The following is a 17,534-nucleotide window of genomic DNA, read 5'->3' as shown; positions in this document are numbered from 1 at the left end:
AAATGACTTTTAAGCGTGCATTTAACATGATTCAACAATTGCTGGTTACTTTTCCTCCGATGCTATTTGGCGCGCAAGCGCTACTGACTTTGCTTCTCATCAAGGGCGATATTTGTCCGGGTCAGAGAGGCCGTCTTCATAAAATGTTGCCAGCAGTGGCGTTATTGTGGCTTGCGGTTGCTTCTCTTCGCATTGAAGCATTTATGATCGTGTTCGCTATTTTCTATTTCTACTCCCAGGTTCAAACCAAGAAAACGCGTGAAAAAGGCCCTCTTTGGGCGATGCATTTAGCGAATGGTTTGGCTTTTGCGTATGTAAGTATTCAAGCATTTGAACAGCCAAGCTGGCCTGCGTCTATTGCGATGGCAATAATGATATTTTTCCTTGGGGCGTCATTTTCTCAATTGCTTCTGACTATCGCTCGTAGCAGATTGCAGGCATTTCACCGCATTTTGCCAGTTACGGGCATTGTGTCTGGAATGCTGCTGGTAATCGCAACTCTATTTGCTTCTTACCAGTTAAATGAAGCGACATTGAGCGCCGCAACACAACCAATTTTGTTGTCTTTAGCCATGCTAATTTCTTCAATCATTGTTTGGTGCTGGCATATCTTCACACATAAAAAACCAGAAAAGGTTCAGCTGAGCGTCGCCCTGTTGCTCGCGCTCGCGTCAATGACGAGCCTACAAGGTTTATTCTCTCTGGCGGCTTAATCTCGAGTCGAGAAACAGAGCAATGCTGTTTGTACTCAAGTCCTTTCTAGGTTGCTTGAATATAAGGCACTCACGTTTTGGATCGCGCTCACTTTAAATTCACGTGATTACGTCTACGCTTGTTTATATACCTTGTCGAAGAGGAGAGTCGCGATGGATTTAAGCAATGTAGGTAATTTGGACAGCATTATTTTGCTAGGTATCGTCAATGAGAAGCTACGTTTAGAGTGCGACAGTTTTGACGAGTTAGTATCGGTGTATGAAATGGATGTAGAGTCCGTTGTAGGCAAGCTTGATATGCTTGGTTATCAGTACGATCCATTAACCAACCAATTTAAAGCATATCAACGCTAAACCTTCCTTAATCCATATCCCTAAGCCATCTTGATTCCGTCAAGGTGGCTTTTACATTGTAGCCTTGCGGTTGCGAAAAAGGCTTGTAAGTAACGTTTATCTTTCTCTGAGTGACGCGTTGCAGCAAATAAGCGACGCCATAAGCCTTGGCCAAAAGGTTTACTGGTAATAAGGCCTTGGCGCGAAAATTCAGAAATCGCCCAATTTGGCAGTGCTGCAACCCCTAATCCTGCGGAGACCATTTGCACTAACATCAGAGTATTGTCGGCTTGCTTCCATTTGGCGGGCTCTACACCCGCTGGCTGCAAGAAGTGTTTTACGACGTCTAGCCTTTGTTTTTGAACCGGATAAGAGAGCATGGTTTGATCTGCGAGATCTTGCGGATCAATAACTTCTTTTTCCGCCAGTGGGTGGTTGGTCGCGGTAATTAAGCGCATTTCAAAGTCGAATAAAGGTTCATAATGCACTTCAGAACGAGGTTGAATATCTGACGTGATAACGAGATCCAACTCGCCAGCTAACAGTGCAGGAAGTGGTTCAAAGCCAAAACCTGATGAAAAATCCAGTGTTACGCTAGGCCAGGCAAGTTGATATTCCCTAAGAGCAGGCATGAGCCATTGGAAACATGAGTGACATTCAATCGCCATATGCAACCGACCATTGACGTCTTCTTTCAAGCTTGCCAAATCATTTTCTGCTCTTGCGAGTTTGGGAAGAATATCTTCTGCAAGACGCAATAGGATTTCTCCCTCTGAAGTGAACTTTACCGGACGAGTTTTTCTAAGGAATAATTGTCCCCCAATCCGTGCCTCTAAATCTTTGATCTGGTGAGACAAGGCCGATTGAGTGAGATGCAACGCGGTCGCGGTCGCGGTTAGAGAGCCGGTGTCTCGAAGCGAAGTGAGTGTCCGCAAATGTTTTAGCTCTATCATGAATTCCTTTCATCCTTTGTTGCTCGCTATGAACAGAATAGCAATCGTATAAATAACTTAACGACAAAAAATGGATATGTAAACGTCTAGACGTCTATTTGTTGTGTTTATTTGCGAATCATGTCGCCTCATGATGAATTTTTTTAATAAACAAGTTGAATAAATGGACGTTGTTCAAACCGCAGATGAGAGTGATAGTTTAGCCATCCAGACATCTTTCATGACGAAAGATGCTCTGACTTAAACAAATTGAACAAGATTGAAAAAGGAATAGGGACATGGCTACAACAACGCACGTACTAGGTTATCCACGCATCGGTGAAAAACGAGAATTAAAATTCGCTCAGGAAAAATACTGGCGCGGAGAAATTGATCAAGCAGAGCTTAAAAAGGTTGGGGCAGATCTGCGCGCTAAAAACTGGCAAACACAAACAGATGCTGGCTTGAGTTTTACCATCGCTGGCGATTTCGCTTGGTACGATCATGTACTGACGACCACGTTGTTACTGGGTCACGTGCCAAAACGTCACGCAGACGGTTTCCCTGATTTGGATACGCTATTCAAAGTGGGTCGCGGTCAATCTCAAGCGGGTTGCGGCTGTGCGGGCGCTGCAGCATCGGATATGACTAAATGGTTCAACACAAACTACCACTACATCGTACCTGAATTTAGCAAGGACGATACATTTGAAGTGAGCTGGCCTCAACTGTTTGAAGAAGTCAACGAAGCAACCCAAGCTGGGCATAAAGTGAAGCCAGTTTTGCTTGGCCCAGTCAGTTATCTTTACTTAGGTAAAGAGGTAGAAGAAGGGTTCGATCGCCTGACGCTACTGCCACGATTGCTTACGGCTTACCAAGCTATTTTGGCAAAGCTCGCGAGTCAAGGTGTTGAGTGGGTTCAGATTGATGAGCCAATTTTGTCACTAGAGCTTGAAAGTAAGTGGGCTGATGCGTTCAAGCTAGCGTACCAAGTGATTCGAAGCGATGTAAAAGTGCTGCTAACGACGTACTTTGACTCTATAAGCGATACGCTAGACAAAATTGTAAAGCTACCAGTGGATGGTTTACATATCGATTTATCTGCCGCGCCTCAGCAGCTTGACGACGTGGTTGCCAAACTACCGGAGGGGTGGGTGCTGTCTGCTGGCGTGGTCAACGGTCGTAACGTGTGGCGCTCGGATTTGAGTGCGCAACTTGAACGTCTACAGCCAGTAAAAGAAAAACTGGGCGACAACCTTTGGGTTGCGAGCTCATGCTCTTTGCTACATAGCCCGGTTGATCTGGAACTGGAAACAGAACTCAGTGAGGAAGTGAAAAGCTGGTTTGCGTTCGCAAAACAAAAAGTAACAGAAGTCGCCTTGCTTGGCCGCGCACTCGATGGTGATCAAGATGCGATTCTCGCTTGTGATACCCACAGCCAGCCAATCAAAGCACGTAAAACGGCAACGCATGTGAATAAGCCACAAGTTCAAGCACGTTTAAACAGTATTACTGCGTCACTTGCCGAGCGCAGCGCACCTTACGCGGAGCGTGCTGCGCATCAAGCTGAAGTATTGGGCTTGCCTCTGTTGCCAACCACGACCATCGGTTCTTTCCCTCAAACGGGTGAAATTCGTGTTCAGCGCAGCGCTTATCGCACTGGCCAGTTATCTGAGTCCGACTATATCCAAGCACTAAAAGGACATATTGCGGATGCCGTAAAACGCCAAGAAGCCCTTGACCTAGATGTGCTTGTGCATGGTGAAGCTGAGCGTAACGACATGGTAGAATACTTCGCGGAGAACTTGGCGGGCTTCCAAACGACGAAATTTGGTTGGGTACAGAGTTATGGCTCTCGCTGTGTGAAACCAGCCATTGTGGTTGCCGACATTGAGCGTGAAAAGCCGATTACGGTGGAATGGTCGACGTACGCACAATCGCTAACCAGCAAGCAGATGAAAGGTATGCTGACGGGCCCGGTAACGATTTTATGTTGGACATTCCCGCGTGAAGACATCACACGTCAAGAAATCGCCCAGCAACTGGCACTGGCACTGCGTGATGAGGTTTCTGATCTGCAAGATGCAGGCATCAATATCATTCAAATCGATGAGCCTGCGATTCGTGAAGGTCTGCCGTTGAAAAAGCGCGATCACAAAGCGTATTTAGAATGGGCGGTGGATGTATTTAAGATCTCGGCAGCGAGTGCAAAACCAGAAACTCAGATTCACACTCACATGTGTTACAGCGAGTTCAATGAAATCATCGATTCAGTCGCGGCGCTCGATGCGGATGTGATTACCATTGAAACATCACGCTCAAATATGGAACTGCTTAAAGCGTTTGAAGAGTTCAATTACCCGAATGAAATCGGTCCAGGTGTTTATGACATTCACTCACCAAACATTCCGACGGAAGAGTGGATTGAAGGCTTAATTAAGAAAGCGGCAGAAAAGATTCCGGTACAACGTTTGTGGGTGAACCCAGACTGTGGTCTGAAAACACGTAACTGGGCAGAGACGGAAGCGGCATTGGCGAACCTCGTGTCAGCGGCGAAGAAACTTCGTGCTGAGCTGGCGTAAGGCACCTTTTTTAGCAAATAAAAACGGAGACCGTTGTCTCCGTTTTTCTATTCTTAGCCGTTCATTTTCGTCGTTATAATATCCCGCAATAGCGGATGAATTGCTCGTATCGAAAACAACGCACTCACTGTGACTATTTCATTTGAGTACAAGTTTGCGCGGAAACCAACTCATCTGCCATCAACTGACCGCGAGAGTTACGCACTTTAATACGGTACATTAAGCCCATATCAATTTGCTTACGAATTTCCGGGTTACTGCAATAGGTGTAGATACTGGTGTTCAGTACTTGATTTAACGGCTTTGCACCGAGTGCGTCATCGTTATAAATCATCATCATTTCAACAACATTTTTATTGGATGAGACACGCATTATCTGCAGTGGACCGTATTCCAAAGGGAGACCTGCGGACAAGACTCCCGCTCGGTTTGATGCCAATAGCTCAAGCTGGCGTTGATTATCATCGGTAGATGAACAGCCCGCTAACGCACCAAATGCCAAGAAAAGACACAGTAATTTTTTCATAAATTAAAACACTTTTTTGAACGGTTTCACGATTACATTATCGTAAACACCAGCCGCTACGTAAGGATCGGCTTCTGCCCACGCTTTAGCGTCTTCTAGAGAGGCGAACTCAGCGATGACAGTCGAGCCCGTAAATCCAGCTTCTCCTGGGTTGTCAGAGTCTATCGCAGGCATAGGACCAGCAGTAAGAAGGCGACCTTCGTCTTGAAGCTTTTGTAAGCGCTCCAAGTGTTGCGGGCGAACGCTCATGCGTTTTTCCAGCGAGTTCTCGACGTCCTGAGAAAAGATGACATACCACATAGCATAGTTCCTTAATTGGTAGGGTAAAGTGTTAATTTAACGCCTTTTTTGTGTCTCTCACAAGTGAACAACAGAAAATGTGAGATCCTTTCTAACAGTTAGCGCTGTAGGTTGACTAATTCTGAACCGGCCGTGGTTTGCCTTCACTGTCAATGGCTACGTAGTTGAAAGTCGCATCACAAACCATGAAGCGCTCGCCGACACCGTGTGCTTTTACCGGCTTGACCCATACTTCCAGATCGACACTCATTGAGGTGCGACCAATCTTAGTGCATTCGCCATAGCAGCAAACGACATCGCCAACACCTACAGGCTTCTTGAAGGTAATGCTGGACACTGAAACGGTAACAACGCGACCAGAAGAGATCTCTTTGGCCAGAATCGCACCTGCTAGGTCGAGCTGAGACATAATCCAACCACCAAAAATATCGCCATTGGCATTAGTATCGGCAGGCATTGCAAGGGTACGAAGCAGCAGTTGACCTCTCGGAGAGCTAATTTCTTGACTCATTGTGACATCCTAAATCTTAAAGGCGCTCAAACTAAGCGCCAACATAGTAAATACCTAGAACCAAAGGTCCTTAAAAAAAACCGCAGACACCGGACCAGAGAAAGTTGGTTTACAGCAGCAAGAATGGTCTGATTCCGGTATGCCGTTTGATCGGTTTAGTGATACATGGAGCAAAACAGCGACCCGAAGGTCGCTGCAAAGTGCGCGGATTATAGCAAAACTGAGTTTTTAATCATCAGCCGACACATCGGATGAGTTATTTTTTTGTTCTTTTGGCATGTGTTTGTAAATGTAGAAGCCAGTCGCAATCATGTAGGCAAATGTCGCAATCAACATTCCGAATACTTTGAAGTTGACCCAAACATCCAGTGGTAGCTCGTAAGCGATATAAATGTTCAGACCAGCAAAGAATGAGAAGAAGCCGACCCAAGCCCAGTTGATCTTCGCCCAAATAGCATCAGGTAGTGAAATTTCTTTGCCCAACATGCCTTTAATGGCCGATTTCCCCATTGCGTGACTCGCTGCTAAACCGATAGCTAGAATCACATAAATGATGGTGACTTTCCATTTTATGAAATTGTCGTCGTGGAAGAAAAGGGTCATGCTGCCAAATATCGTCACGATAACGAACGTAATTAGCTGCATTTTCTCGACTTTTTTATACAGAGCATAGGTGACGACAAGCTGAATTGCCGTTGCAACGATCAGCGCTCCTGTTGCTGCGTAGATGTCGTACATCTTGTACAAAGCGAAGAAGACGATGAGTGGGATAAAATCTAGGATTTGCTTCATGGTGGCAAAATCTACCTAATTAGTGAATTGAAGACAGTCTAACGGAATCTGACAAGATGTGAATACCGTCAAGGTTAGAGGTAAGAGAAGTAATCCCCTGACTGAATGATACAACAAGCAACATTTCGCAAAGATGAAGTAGTAAATCGAAGGCATAAAAATTGCCGCGATAGAGCGGCAATTGAGTTGATAGAATTTAAGATTTAAGCAACACGTTGATATTGAGAAATAAGCGTTTTGACATCTTCTAAATAGCCTTCACGTAACAGGTTATCAACGGTTGCTTCAAGCTCTTCGAGAGACATCGTAAAGCAAGTGGATTTGCCGGTCATTAGGCTCAGATACTGATGGTATTCTTCTTCTGTATAGTGGCCTAAGCGATCGAGTAGTAGCGCTTTGATTCCATGATGAATCAAGCCGTAGTATGTGTGTCGATGAAGTAACATGGCGATCTCCTTATCAAGCTCATCCGCTAACCATTTGCAGCTTGCTTGACCCTCTGGATAATTCGATTTACTTCAGTAATGCACATCTAGTGCCAGTTTTATCTTCGCAAATTAGAAAGTGTTGGAAGTAGCAAAACTCTCATGTTGCAACCAGCGCTTGATGACGGTTTGGAGCGCATTTAATGTGGTTGGCTTTTCAAGTCTGTCATCCATGAGTTTCGCAATGAGCTCCAGCTCTTTGGCTCCAGACTCTCCAGATAGTGCGATGATCGGAACGGAAGACGCAATTTGTTTAATTCGTTGGCTTGCGTCAAATCCATTCATCACTGGCATCTGTACATCCATAAGCACCAAATCAATCTTGTGCGACTGAAATAGCTCCACCGCAGAAGCGCCATTATTTGCTTGTAAGCTGTTGACTCCCAGCCTCTTTAAGTACATTTGAACCAAAGTACGCTGCACCTCTTTGTCATCAACAATGAGCACTGTTGGTGCATCGTTGGTTACTTGTACGTGTTGGGTTGTGCGAGGTTCAGAATGTGGTGCATTTACTTTCCAGCCATTGAAGTCCGGTGCTCTCAACGTCTCTGGCTTGGGGGCGTTTGGGACGACCGGGAAATACAAGTAGAACTCTGTAAATTCGCCTAATTCAGACTGGCACTCAATTCGTCCGCCAAAAGAGCGCATAACGCGTTGACAGTAGCCTAAGCCAAGGCCGCTGCCGCCACTTTTCTGGTACGAGAAAAATTCGTCAAATATCTTGTGTAAAATACTGCTATCAATGCCAGGACCACTATCTCGGAAGATCAGAACGTTTTCATAGGCCCCTGTTTGAGTACGAATCTCAATTTGACTATCGGGATAAGAATCAAAATAGTAGATAGCATTGCGAATTAAATTGAAAATGACAAAGTTAAACAGAGTCTCGTTTAATTTCACGACAAAATCGTGCTCTTGGGGCAGGTTGATTCTTTCGATTATTTGATCGTTTTCAAAGCCATAACGGCTGACCGCTTGATCGACGGCCTTATGTATTGAAGTAATGTCTAAATGCTCATGCTCAGGTGAGCTGTCGCTGACTTCTCGCAAAATGATGTCGATCAATTGGCGACCGCGTTGAATCGCTGCTTCTCCTTTATCAATCTCTCTCTTTAACGTATCAAGTGAAGCGTTTGATTCAATATGCTGTTTTAAGGTTTCAAGTTGTAATTGCACTTGAGCGAGAGGGTTACGCATTTCATGGGCAATTGAATTCGCCAACGCATGACTCTGTCTTATACGCCGATCTGCTTCTATTGAGCTTTGTATACGGGTCAATAAGGTCTGTAGTGCTGAGATTTCTTCATTACAGAACATTTGATTGTTAAGTTTGTGAGGCGAGACTAAAAAGTGGCTAACGGATTTGCAATGACCAAATAATGGCATAACAAGAGCGGTATCATTAGAACTCATTCTATCGTAGAGCACTTTTATAGAGTTTTTGACCGATATTTTGTGTTCTAATTCCTGTGATAGTTCATCCAAAATTAATACTGTTCTGTTCGATGACAGATATCTCTCGTAAAACGCCTCGTTATAGTTACTTGTGACCAAGCGTAATTTGTCATCTGGGATTTGTAGTAGTGTACCAAGGCGACGCATTGCATCGTCGATAGATATTTTAAAATCCTTTTCTAATTCCAATATTTTTTGTACAGGCGTTTTTTTGGTACCATAAATTAAAAGTGCTGTACAATAACCTACTTTTTCATATAAGACTCTCCAAGTCATCCCAATTAAAGCACATATAGGTATTGCAACTAACCACTGTACATTATCAGAGAGTGGAATAAATATTATCCCAAGAGGAATAGTCAGAAGCATACAGGCGAAAAGAGCGCTTAATATCAAATAGGCAAGGTATTTTATACTGTAAAATCGTGATGTTAACAATGCATAACCAACAAATAACATTTCGCTCACTGATAATGCCGGAGGAAGCCAAGTTAACGAGAAATCCTTTAGGAAGTAAGTAATGCCTATTTGTATGACGACTGTGGATAACATGTACACTAATATCCCAGCGATCATGTAACTTGTTTTTGCTAGAGCTAGACGATTGCTATATTTACGCATGGTAATAAGATTACCTAAACAAAGAATCATCAAACAAAACATAGTGAAAAAAAAGTATGGCGTTTGGTTTCCAAACTCAATTATGAATTGGCTGGTGTTGATTATGCTAATGTTCTCTACGGTTAATCCAGGCGTTATGTTCACTGATATGGAATAAAAAACAACAATGGTTATGAGCCACCTTTGCCATAGGTATATATTGCTTTTCCTCTGCTCGGCAGACAGTTGGCATGAAAAGTAATAGGCGAAACAGAAGGCTAATGAAGAGGTAATGTTGGCTACTCGTGCCATAACGATACCGAAATCAGCCCCTAGTTTTGGGAGAAAGTTGGTATGAAAATAAGCATTACTGATAATCCACCCAATAATGCAGGCAGAATAAGCAATGTACGAGAAATGGTAGGTGCCTAATATCTTTTCTTCTTTGTTTGTCAACTGGATGCAATAATAAATCAACCAAATAAATACCAGTAAAACTATTAAAAGGAGTGCGGTTGCTTTTGGGTACAATATTAGAATTGTTGGTAATTTGGAAATTTGCATCTCTTTTTATCCTTTTACCTTCTTAACTAATCTAATATAATCAAAAAAAGATATTTTATTAAACTCGTCTTTCAATATGTTTATATTCCATAAACCACGATAAGTTAAAATATGATCATTATTTAAATCACAAAATCCTAAGTTGTAGTATCCTTCCTCTTTGATGTTAGAGTAAAAATCGAGGATAAATGGTTGGTCTATAACTGTAAAACTAATTTTATATCCAAGTTCATGCAATAATTGAGTGAGTTTTTTTTGAGTAAGATATATATAATAAAGTTTCTGCCGTGTATTTCCAGTGACTGCTAATCTAAGGATTTCACAAACCTTATGCTTATTTATTAGTGCTGTTTTCACTATGTTGTCAAACTCTTCGATAGACTGAATCTTTGAAGAGCTGGTTGATTCTATAATTCCCAAGCGTTTTAGGTTCGAAAAGGCTGAGTTAGGGAAGCAATAGTTCCACTTTGAATTGCTAAATTGTGGTGTATAGCTTAGCCAAGAGTCCCGAGTCTCCCAATCCTGAATGAGCATCGAAGAAACAAGCACTTTGGTTTTTTCAAAGCCTGATCGTTTGAGTAAAAGAAAGTGTTTTCCAGTTTGCGACATGGATAGGAGAGGTAGCATCTCAAACCATTTATTACCTTTGATAAAAAGTTCAAGGTTAGTTAACGCCACAGCATCGCTGATAGTCATAATGTGCGGATGGTTTGGTGTGCACACCATAAGCTGGGATTCTTCGATCTTATCAATTACCACTCCGTAGTAGACTTCGTCTTTGAGCGGAAGTTCTAGTTGGTTTTTTGATTGATCGTTTAACAGAGATTTTTGCTTGATCGCAGCAATCTCACATTCACACCAGAAAACCATCCAATGCGGGTAACAATCTGCGGCAATTTGTTCAATTAAGAGCGCCTCTTCGGAGAAAGGCGTTGGATACTGCTGTACTAAATCTCGATAATCTATTAATTCAAACAGTACGGACAGACTCTTAGATGCGTATTTAGGAAAGAGGGATTTAAGAAGCTTTATTCTATACAAAGCAACTTGTTGAAAAAGAGAAGACCTTTCTTGCGGTGTAAGAGTAAGAAGAACCGTGTCAACCAGCGCCTGTTGTTTTGACTCGATCGGCAAATCTGTACTGGCGAGGGGCTCCAAAGACAGCTTAAGACTCATGATATAACCTAGTTCTGACGTTTTTTATATTTTGTAATGGTTTATATCATTTTGATAAATTTATGCTATTGGTTTCTATTTATATAGTTACGTAATGCAAGAAAAGACAAAAAAACCGCTCATAGTGAGCGGTTTTTAGTTCATTCGAGAAAGGACTAAGCTTCTTGCTTTTTAAGCTCAGCTTCTGCCGCTTCCTCTTCTATTAGCGCATCAACGATAACTGCACATGCTGCATCACCAGTGATGTTTAGTGCTGTACGAATCATATCGAAAATACGGTCAAGAGCGAATAGCAGTGGTAAACCTTCGATTGGAATGCCAGCGGCAAGAAGCACGGCAACCACTAGGAAAGAAGGACCAGGAACACCCGCTTGACCAACCGCACCCAATGTAGACGTTACGATAATTGCAATGTAAGCGCCCATACCTAGATCGATATTGAACAGTTGAGCAAAGAAGATAGCAACCAAGCCATAGTAAATCGCATTACCTGACATGTTGATCGTTGCGCCTAGAGGCAGAACAAATGACGCGGTTGAATTTTTTACGCCCAGTTCTTTTTCACAGGTGTCCATTGTGACAGGCAGTGTTGCCATAGAAGAGGCCGTTGAAAGCGCAACAGCTTGTGGTTTTTTCATTGAAGACAGGAACTTCTTCGCTGATGTCTTGGTGAAAATATGCACCATTGCTGGGTAAACAACGAAACCGAAGATTAGGATTGCGGCAACGTAAACAACGAACAGTTTGAATACCACCATTAGTGCGCCAAAACCGAATGTACCGACTGCTTCTGCCATCAGACCGAACACGCCGATAGGGGCAATGATCATCACTTTGTTGATCATCCAAACCATTGCGTCAACGATGCAGTTAACACCATTAATGATTGGCTCACGACGCTCTTTTGCTTGCTTAGAAATTGCAATACCAAAGAACATACAGAAAACGAGGATCTGTAGGATGTTTGCTTCATTTAGTGATTGGAAAACGTTGGTTGGGATCATACCAGTGATGGTTGCCCAGAAAGTAGGTAGTTCACCTTTTGAAGCGTATTCTGCTGAGAACATGCCTTCAACGCCAGAGACGTCGATCCCCATGCCTGGTTGGAATACTTCACCCATAAATAGTGCAAGCGCAACGGCTAGGGCGGATGTTAAACCGAAATAACCTAGAGTGACGATGCCAACTTTGCCTGCTGACTGGCTGTTCCCAAGACCAGCTGCGCCAGAAATCAAGGCTACAGCGACCAAAGGAATAACCAACATTTTGATTAAGTTGATAAAGATAGCACCTAAAGGAGCGAACACTGTCGCATCATGACCCATCATGGCACCAACGGCTGTGCCCACGATCATGGCGATTACGACTTGTACGCCAATGTTGTTTAGCAAACTCTTTTCTTTTAACACTTCCATAACCTCTGTGCTAATAAAATGTAAAATCCTAAAATTACCCACTAACCATGAATGGTTTTATGGATAATTATCTCGCCTTGCTTTTTACACTTATCGTTTACAATTGGCAATATGCAGCAAGGTATTATTGATGGATTAATCGATATTTTATTGACGAACGATAAAGTTTTGTTCAATGGCAAACGTTTGCTATTGATTTTTGTTATGCCTATTAGCTGTGTAATTGTTTTTGTTTATTTCTTTTTCTTGTTTGTTTTTTGTTAACTGAGATGAATTTTGTGTTTGCGAGCGTAGTCTGCGTCTTGCGTGACTTAGATTGATATTTATAACAATTAATTTCTTTCAAGCTCACATTTTTACCAATTAGCTTTGTGAAATGTTAACTGTTTTACATTCTTAGTTTTGATTGCATTGTAAACATAATGTTAATCAGAAATGGGAGAGACATATATAAAGTACCAACATTTTAGTGTAGGGGAGTGCTCTCTCTGTTAATGCTCCCGAGCCGATAAAACGAAAATCAACAAGTAAGAGGTGAAGCGATTATGATGAATCTTGCTGCTGCATTACAAAGAAATGCTGCGAGTAAACCAGATAAGACGGCGTTGATATGTGGTGATGTCGAGATAACTTATGCGCAGTTTGATGCGATTACCGGAAAGATCGCGGCATCTTTAATCAACAAAGGGGTCGTTCCGGGCGATCGTATTGCGCTCTCATGCCCAAACATTCCTTTTTTCGCGTTTGTTTATTATGCGATACAAAAAGCTGGCGCGGTTGCTGTCCCATTAAATGTGCTTTTGAAAGCGCGAGAAATTAAGTATCACTTAGAAGATTCAAAAGCGAAGTTTTACTTCTGTTTTGAAGGGACAGCAGAACTGCCAATGGCAAAAGAGGGGGTTAAAGCGTTTGAGCAGGCCGAGATATGTGAAAATATGGTCGTGATGACTCAATCTCAAGTTGAAAACGAATGGAATGGTGTGCCAACTCTCAATGCGTTTATAGCGGATGCAGAACCATTGTCAGATTATGTACCGCGTAATGCGGATGATACTTGTGTTATTTTGTATACATCAGGGACGACGGGCTTACCAAAAGGAGCTGAACTGACGCAGCAGAACATCATAATGAATGCTCTGGTGGCACAAAACATTATGGGCAGCCAGGCCGATGATATTCACTTAGTAACTTTGCCTTTATTTCATACCTTTGGTCAAACCGTCCACTTAAATGCCAGTGTTTTGGGTGGGGCAACCTTGGTATTAGTGCCTAGGTTTGAGCCTAAACATGTTCTTGAGCTGATGGAAAAACACAAAGTGACGTTGTTTGCTGGGGTGCCAACGATGTATATCGGTTTGCTTCATGTCCAACATCAATTTGATACATCCTCACTACGTGTTGCTATCAGCGGTGGAGCCCCGTTGCCAACCGAAATCTTTAGAGCCTTTGAGGAACAATTTAATGTCCCAATTCTTGAAGGATACGGGTTATCAGAAACAAGTCCTATTGCATGTTTTAATCATTTAGATCAGGAACGTATACCAGGATCGGTAGGTCAACCGATTCAAGGCGTTGAAGTAAAAGTTGTCGACATTGAAGGCAATGCGCTACCTATCGGTGAAGAAGGTGAGATTGTTGTGCGTGGGCATAATGTTATGAAGGGATACCTTGACCGCCCGGAAGTCACTGAATCCGCGCTACAAAATGGCTGGTTCCATACTGGTGATGTTGGCCGTTTTGACTGCTCAGGTAATCTATTTATCGTCGATAGAATGAAAGATCTGATCATTCGAGGTGGATTTAACGTTTACCCTAGAGAAATTGAAGAAGTGTTTATGACTCATCCTGCAATCTCAATGGTAGCGGTGATAGGGATTCCAAATGAAGAGTATGGCGAAGAGATAAAGGCTTACGTTGTGCTTAAACCGGGAGAGTACATTGATGCGGAAACATTACAAAAGTGGGGCAAAGAGCAGTTAGCCTCTTTTAAATATCCTCGTTATGTTGAAATTCGTGAGCATCTCCCGATGAGTGCAACAGGAAAGATTTTAAAGCGTGAATTGAAATCTGAATTGAATGTGGCTTAGTCAATTCAATGAACTTCGGGTCACAGCGCCACTTGTCTGGAGCGAGTGGTGTTGTGCACGTTACTCAAGAATAGAAGATGGCAATCTCTCGCTAGCGTGTACACATGAACTATCTGTTTACTCTATTGTTCGAGTTGTTTTATGTGCGCTTCTAAGCGTTTTGGATTGGTAATGGTCACCGAACCATATTTCAGTTCTAGCATCCCAATACTCTCTAAGTTTTTTAGTACTTTATGAACACTTTGACGCGTTAGCCCCATCATGTTGGCTATATGTTCTCTAGTCACTCTCACGACACACGGCTGAGTATTGACAGCTTGGTTGTGTTGGTATTCAGCAAGCAACAGCAACCTTCTTGCAATCCGCTCTTCGATTCCTCTAATCGCATCATCTTCGATAACAGAAATGGCAGACCATAAGCGGCGGCTAAGTAAGTCGAGAATCGTAGGGTAACTTTGAGGATATTTGACGAGTAATTGGCGAAACTTATCACCAGGTAGTTCCAGTAAGGTCACGCCCGAATGCGCGGTTGCGCCAAAAATACGGGGCATGCCGGGAGAAAAAACATTGTCTCCAAACCAGCCTCCTGCCTCGAAAATCATTAATGTGACTTCTTTGCCTTTTGAACTCATCGAATTAATTCGTACGGCACCCTGTGCAATGACCATAAGAGAAGATTGAGGTTCCCCTTTATTGCAAATCAGTGCTTTTTCGTCGAAACAGCGAACTTTAGCTATTTGTGCTGCTTCACTAAGTCCTTTCTCGGGCAGCCCTGATAATACAGGACATTTGGCTAATAATGCTTTGACTTCTTCCATGTGCAACCTTACTGCATCCTGCTCTAGTTATTATGTGTGCTGGTTAAGTGGCAAAGTTTATCACTCTTTGATTGCTATGCTTTAGATTGGTTTGGAAAGTGCGGGCGCTGAATAAAAAATGATATGGTATAAACGCTATACAAGAAAACGCCCGCTAAACAGAATGTTAAGCGGGCGCTATAGCGTTACATCAAATGGAAATTATTTCTGAGTGGCGGCTTTCATCGCTGACACAAAATCACCAAGTTTATCGAGCATAATTTGTGGCTGCTCGACATTCGCTTCAATGATTTTCACCACAGCTGAGCCGGAGATGGCCCCTGCTGCGCCAGACTCTATTGCTTGTTTCACCTGTGCTGGTTCAGAAATACCGAAGCCAAGCAGCGCTGGTGGTGCATCGAACTGGTTTAATCTATCTAACATGTGACCAACTGGCATATTTGCTTTGGTTTCTGCACCTGTCACGCCAGCACGAGAAAGCAAGTAAGTGTAGCCACCACCCAGTTCTGATACTTGCTTCAGTGTTTCGTCACTGGCTGTAGGTGGTGCGATGAAGATTGGGTGAATACCAAACTTCTCTGCTGCTGCAACAAACTCTGCACTTTCATTGGTTGGTACGTCTGCAATCAAAACAGAATCGATGCCTGCTTTTGCACAGCGCTCGTAGAAGTTTTCGACACCGCGTGAGTAAACTAGGTTCGCGTACATCAGAAGGCCAATAGGCAGATCTGGGTATTTAGCACGAATCTTACCAATTTGTTCAAAGCAGATATCTGGTGTAGCGCCTGAATCTAGCGCACGAATGTTAGCGCCTTGGATGGTTGGGCCATCTGCTAGCGGATCTGAGAACGGAATACCAAGTTCAAGGGCGTCTGCGCCAGACTCAACGAGGGTCTCCATGATCTTGTAAGATTGTTCTGCGTTTGGATCGCAAACCGTTACGAACGGTACAAATGCGCCTTGGTTTTTTTCGTTTAGGCGCGCAAACATCTTCTCATAACGGCTCATTAAATCACTCCTTTTTCTTCTAGGATGGCGTGCACGGTGAAGATGTCTTTGTCACCACGACCAGATAGGTTTACGACCAATAGTTGTTCTTTCTCAGGATTCTCACGAGCCATGCGCAATGCATGAGCTAGAGCGTGAGAAGACTCTAGAGCTGGGATGATCCCTTCGCTGCGAGCCAGTTCTTGGAATGCCTCGAGCGCTTCGTCGTCAGTTACGTTGTCGTATTCTGCACGGCCAATTGCGTTTAGGTGTGCGTGCTGTGGACCAACTGAAGGGAAATCAAGACCCGCAGATACAGAGTAAGACTCCTCAACTTGGCCGTTAGGATCTTGCATCAATGGCGCTTTCATACCAAAGAAGATGCCCGTTTTGCCATGTTTAAGTGGTGCACCGTGTTGGTCTGTATCGATACCTTTACCTGCTGGCTCAACACCAATTAGGCGAACGCTTTCTTCTTCGATGAAGTCAGCAAACATACCGATAGCGTTTGAACCACCGCCCACACACGCGATAACGGCGTCAGGAAGACGACCTTCACGTGCCAAAATCTGATTCTTCGTTTCTTCACCAATCATGCGTTGGAAGTCACGCACGATGGTTGGGAATGGGTGAGGGCCTGCCGCTGTACCTAGTAGGTAGTGCGCATCTTCATAAGTTGCAGACCAGTCGCGCAGCGCTTCGTTACATGCGTCTTTAAGCGTTGCTGAACCCGAGTGGACAGGAATGACTTCTGCACCCATTAGTTTCATACGGAATACGTTCGGGCTTTGACGCTCAACGTCTTTTGCACCCATGTAAACGCGACACTTAAGACCAAGCAGTGCACACGCTAGTGCGGTTGCAACACCGTGTTGACCTGCGCCAGTTTCAGCGATGATTTCGTTTTTGCCCATGCGTTTCGCAAGTAGCGCTTGACCCAACACTTGGTTAGTCTTGTGGGCACCACCGTGAAGCAGATCTTCACGTTTTAGGTACAGTTTGGTTTTCGTACCTTTGGTTAGGTTACGAGTTAGAGTCAAAGCCGTTGGACGGCCCGCATACTCTTGAAGAAGCGTCATGAATTCGCTGCGGAATTCTGGATCTTCTTGCGCGTCGATAAACGCTTGCTCTAGTTGCTCCAGTGCTGGAACTAGAATTTGCGGAACGTACTGACCGCCGTATTCGCCAAAGTAGGCATTCAGTTTTGCCATCGTTATATTCCTTCTCGTATTTTTCGCTACGAATAGCTTTAAATTTT

16 protein-coding genes are annotated in these 17,534 nt (G+C 43.5%); 4 read left to right on the top strand and 12 right to left on the bottom strand.

The window, feature by feature from the left end:
- Positions 1-2 precede the first annotated feature (2 nt).
- Entirely contained in the window at positions 3-713 is a 711-nt protein-coding gene (locus tag NDJ01_RS00510; RefSeq protein WP_065646058.1) for a hypothetical protein, read from the top strand.
- Positions 714-866: 153 nt separating this feature from the next.
- Positions 867-1,067: a DUF4250 domain-containing protein gene (locus tag NDJ01_RS00505; protein ID WP_005392843.1), complete on the top strand. Its 201-nt coding sequence runs from the start codon at positions 867-869 to the stop codon at positions 1,065-1,067.
- Positions 1,068-1,087: 20 nt separating this feature from the next.
- Here NDJ01_RS00505 and metR read toward each other — a convergent pair whose 3' ends face one another.
- Positions 1,088-1,999, bottom strand: coding sequence for an HTH-type transcriptional regulator MetR (gene metR, locus NDJ01_RS00500; protein WP_005392844.1), 912 nt, complete (start codon positions 1,997-1,999; stop codon positions 1,088-1,090).
- Positions 2,000-2,277: 278 nt separating this feature from the next.
- Between metR and metE the strand changes: the two genes are divergently transcribed.
- A complete protein-coding gene (gene metE, locus NDJ01_RS00495) occupies positions 2,278-4,560 on the top strand; it encodes a 5-methyltetrahydropteroyltriglutamate--homocysteine S-methyltransferase (RefSeq protein WP_258432286.1) in 2,283 nt (760 codons plus the stop codon).
- A gap of 133 nt (positions 4,561-4,693) precedes the next feature.
- Here metE and gspS2 read toward each other — a convergent pair whose 3' ends face one another.
- From gspS2 to NDJ01_RS00455, 8 genes are all read right to left on the bottom strand, one after another.
- Positions 4,694-5,086, bottom strand: coding sequence for a GspS/AspS pilotin family protein (gene gspS2 / locus NDJ01_RS00490; RefSeq protein WP_005392846.1), 393 nt, complete (start codon positions 5,084-5,086; stop codon positions 4,694-4,696).
- 3 nt (positions 5,087-5,089) lie between these two features.
- Complete coding sequence (locus NDJ01_RS00485; RefSeq protein WP_005392847.1) at positions 5,090-5,386, bottom strand: YciI family protein; 297 nt, start codon at positions 5,384-5,386, stop codon at positions 5,090-5,092.
- A gap of 115 nt (positions 5,387-5,501) precedes the next feature.
- Positions 5,502-5,897, bottom strand: a complete 396-nt coding sequence (yciA, locus tag NDJ01_RS00480; RefSeq protein WP_005392848.1) for an acyl-CoA thioester hydrolase YciA — start codon at positions 5,895-5,897, stop codon at positions 5,502-5,504.
- Between the two features lie 228 nt (positions 5,898-6,125).
- On the bottom strand, positions 6,126-6,689 hold the full coding sequence (locus tag NDJ01_RS00475) for a septation protein A (protein ID WP_047009997.1): 564 nt from the start codon (positions 6,687-6,689) through the stop codon (positions 6,126-6,128).
- A 203-nt stretch (positions 6,690-6,892) separates the two neighbouring features.
- Positions 6,893-7,135 (bottom strand): hypothetical protein, encoded by a 243-nt coding sequence (locus NDJ01_RS00470; protein ID WP_005392851.1) that lies wholly within the window; start codon positions 7,133-7,135, stop codon positions 6,893-6,895.
- 111 nt (positions 7,136-7,246) lie between these two features.
- A complete protein-coding gene (locus NDJ01_RS00465) occupies positions 7,247-9,793 on the bottom strand; it encodes a hybrid sensor histidine kinase/response regulator (protein ID WP_145473747.1) in 2,547 nt (848 codons plus the stop codon).
- A gap of 6 nt (positions 9,794-9,799) precedes the next feature.
- Positions 9,800-10,969 carry an acyl-homoserine-lactone synthase gene (locus tag NDJ01_RS00460; RefSeq protein WP_047009994.1) on the bottom strand — a complete coding sequence of 390 codons (1,170 nt, stop codon included), beginning with the start codon at positions 10,967-10,969 and terminating at the stop codon, positions 9,800-9,802.
- Between the two features lie 155 nt (positions 10,970-11,124).
- Positions 11,125-12,384: a dicarboxylate/amino acid:cation symporter gene (locus NDJ01_RS00455; RefSeq protein ID WP_012841620.1), complete on the bottom strand. Its 1,260-nt coding sequence runs from the start codon at positions 12,382-12,384 to the stop codon at positions 11,125-11,127.
- A 545-nt stretch (positions 12,385-12,929) separates the two neighbouring features.
- Between NDJ01_RS00455 and NDJ01_RS00450 the strand changes: the two genes are divergently transcribed.
- Positions 12,930-14,471 (top strand): long-chain fatty acid--CoA ligase, encoded by a 1,542-nt coding sequence (locus NDJ01_RS00450; protein WP_258586064.1) that lies wholly within the window; start codon positions 12,930-12,932, stop codon positions 14,469-14,471.
- A 122-nt stretch (positions 14,472-14,593) separates the two neighbouring features.
- Here the strand turns inward: NDJ01_RS00450 and NDJ01_RS00445 are convergent, their stop codons facing one another.
- From NDJ01_RS00445 to trpB, 3 genes are all read right to left on the bottom strand, one after another.
- Positions 14,594-15,289, bottom strand: coding sequence for a Crp/Fnr family transcriptional regulator (locus NDJ01_RS00445; protein ID WP_258586063.1), 696 nt, complete (start codon positions 15,287-15,289; stop codon positions 14,594-14,596).
- Positions 15,290-15,490: 201 nt separating this feature from the next.
- Positions 15,491-16,297, bottom strand: coding sequence for a tryptophan synthase subunit alpha (gene trpA, locus NDJ01_RS00440; RefSeq protein ID WP_134647450.1), 807 nt, complete (start codon positions 16,295-16,297; stop codon positions 15,491-15,493).
- A complete protein-coding gene (trpB, locus tag NDJ01_RS00435; RefSeq protein WP_005394827.1) occupies positions 16,297-17,487 on the bottom strand; it encodes a tryptophan synthase subunit beta in 1,191 nt (396 codons plus the stop codon). Before trpB ends, trpA begins: the two co-directional genes overlap by 1 nt.
- Between the last annotated feature and the right edge of the window lie 47 nt (positions 17,488-17,534).

The sequence above is a fragment of the Vibrio sp. HS-50-1 genome, from assembly GCF_024747315.1.
GTDB classification, from domain to species: Bacteria; Pseudomonadota; Gammaproteobacteria; order Enterobacterales; family Vibrionaceae; genus Vibrio; species Vibrio diabolicus.
Note: the sequence above shows the minus strand (reverse complement) of the source record. Positions and strands in the feature narration are given on the sequence as shown.